Origin of the sequence: Caballeronia calidae (assembly GCF_900044055.2) — a bacterium.
In the GTDB taxonomy this organism is placed as follows: Bacteria; Pseudomonadota; Gammaproteobacteria; order Burkholderiales; family Burkholderiaceae; genus Caballeronia; species Caballeronia calidae.
This window is the reverse complement of sequence record NZ_FCOX02000229.1, coordinates 1-2,220: the sequence shown is the minus strand read 5'-3', so window position 1 is coordinate 2,220 and position 2,220 is coordinate 1. Positions and strand designations below refer to the sequence as shown.

2 protein-coding genes and 1 pseudogene are annotated in these 2,220 nt (G+C 57.7%); 2 read left to right on the top strand and 1 reads right to left on the bottom strand.

Annotated elements, in window-relative coordinates; all coding sequences use genetic code 11:
• Both AWB78_RS42215 and AWB78_RS42210 read left to right on the top strand, forming a co-directional pair.
• A partial coding sequence (locus tag AWB78_RS42215) for an NAD(P)(+) transhydrogenase (Re/Si-specific) subunit beta (protein ID WP_074173736.1) occupies positions 1 to 225 on the top strand: 225 nt, incomplete at its 5' end.
• A gap of 385 nt (positions 226 to 610) precedes the next feature.
• On the top strand, positions 611 to 1,951 hold the full coding sequence (locus tag AWB78_RS42210; protein ID WP_232478133.1) for an MFS transporter: 1,341 nt from the start codon (positions 611 to 613) through the stop codon (positions 1,949 to 1,951).
• Positions 1,952 to 2,040: 89 nt separating this feature from the next.
• Here AWB78_RS42210 and AWB78_RS42205 read toward each other — a convergent pair.
• Positions 2,041 to 2,220: pseudogene (locus AWB78_RS42205) on the bottom strand (succinate--CoA ligase subunit alpha); the annotation flags it as partial.

The window sequence follows — 2,220 nt, the reverse complement described above, 5'->3', positions numbered from 1 at the left end:
GCGAACGACGTGGTGAACCCGGCCGCGAAGACCGATCCGAAATCGCCGATCGCGGGCATGCCGATTCTCGAAGCGTACAAGGCGCGGACGATCATCGTGAACAAGCGGTCGATGGCGGCGGGTTACGCCGGTCTCGACAACGAACTGTTCTATATGGACAAGACGATGATGGTGTTCGGCGACGCGAAGAAGGTCGTGGAGGAGATGATGAAGGCAGTAGATTAGGCATCGAATGGCGGACCGCGGCGCAATGCCTTTCGGTCCGCACGAGACATGTCCGGTTCGAATACAACGCTCGCCTAAAGTGTACTTACAAAAGACAATCAAGGCGTCATCGGGCACGCGGGCAACTATGAGCAGTCGCACGATCGACCTGAGACGCGCTAGCCGTGCGGGGGAGAGAAAAACTGGCGAATCCGAGCCTCGATCTGGCATAGAAGTCGCATTAGGCAGTCGAGGGATGACTTCTAGCCAAAAGACAGTCTGAACAAAGAGCTAAGCGGCCCTCTCACACTACACATCTACAGGCGGGCGAGGTCGCATGCGACCTTCGCTTGCTCTCGCTCGACTCCCTTGATCGGGTGAGAAGAAATTTTGCATGGAGACACTGATGGACGGAATTTCCTTTCAAGATAGCGAAGAGGCTATTAATGAGCGATCGATTAACGAGAAACGCAAGAGCGCCATTAAGGGCGCAGTGTTTTCTGAATTCATCGATATGTTCGACATATATTTGCCGGTCATCATCTTGGCGCCGATGCAGGCGTATTTCCTGCCGGCCAACGTATCCGGTTCGCACCAAGCGGTTCTTGAGTCGCTTGTGTTCATCACGACTCTGCTCGGCCGCCCGCTTGGCGCTCTGCTGTTCGGGCGCATCGCCGACCGCGTGGGGAGGCGCGTGGCGTCCATCGCGTCGGTGAGCGGATTCGCCGTCGCTACCCTAGCTATCGCGTTGATTCCAGGCTATGAATCCATCGGAATTGCATCTTACTGGTTGCTCGTGCTGCTGCGCTTCGTCGACGGTATCTTCCTCGGCGGCGGTTACACCGGTGCGCTGCCGCTTGCCATCGAGTATTCCAAGAAGGAGCAACGGGGGCTCGTCGGTGGTTTAATCCTGGCGGGGTTTCCGGCCGCATACGTCGCGATCAACGTTATCGCGATGATCATGTTCGCGATCTTCCCGACCACGGGTCCCGGATCTGACTATGCGAGCTGGGGTTGGCGAATCCCGTTTGTGCTGGGCGCGGGCATGGCCGGGCTGCTCGCCGTGTATTATGTCCGAAAGGTCGCGGAGTCTAATGTCTGGAAAGGTAAGTCGTCGGCCGCCCCGCAAAACACTGCGGCCAGCCGCCTCGTGACCGGCGACACGCGTCGCAACCTCGTGCAAGTTCTGTTGATGATGACAGGCTTCTGGCTTACGCAGAACGTCGTTGGCCTTTTCGTGCCGACGGGCATCCTTCTAAAGACGCTGCACCTCACGCCGTTCCAGATGACCATCACCCTTATGGTCTCTTACACAGTGCTTTGCCTCAGCTATCTCGGCGCGGGTGTTCTGGGTCAAAAAATCGGCCGGCGTCCGATGTTGTTCATCGTTGGTGCAGCCACGGCTACGGTGGGCGCGGGCCTGCTGCATGTCCTTATTGGCGCGCGAGGAATGCCGCTGCCGGTCATTGCATTAATCGTGTGCGCACTTGCGATCACCGTAAGTTCAGCATGGGCGGTCATCGTTACCTACATCAACGAGCGCTTCGCAACCGGGGTACGAGCGACAGGCTTCGGTGTGGGATACAGCTTGTCGGTGATCGTACCGTCGTTTTACGCGTTTTATATGAACTGGCTCCGGGCTTTCGTACCTAGTCAGCAGACGCCCGTAGTTTTGCTCTGCATCGGAGGGGTGATTGCATGCATAGGTGCTCTGATGGGACCTGAGACGAAGCACGTCGATTTCTAACTTGTAGCAGCATCAGCCGCAGTGGTCAGAAAGCGAAGGGGAGAGATCTCCTTTGCTTTCGTTGTTTTTGGCGCTAGAAGACAGCTGCGTTAGATTACGGATTTCAGCAGACGGCCCATCTCCGACGGGTTCTTCGTGACTTTGATGCCGCACGCGTCCATGATTTCGAGCTTCGCGTCAGCCGTGTCCGCACCGCCCGAGATCAGCGCGCCTGCGTGGCCCATGCGCTTGCCCGGAGGCGCCGTCACGCCCGCGATGAAGCCGACGAC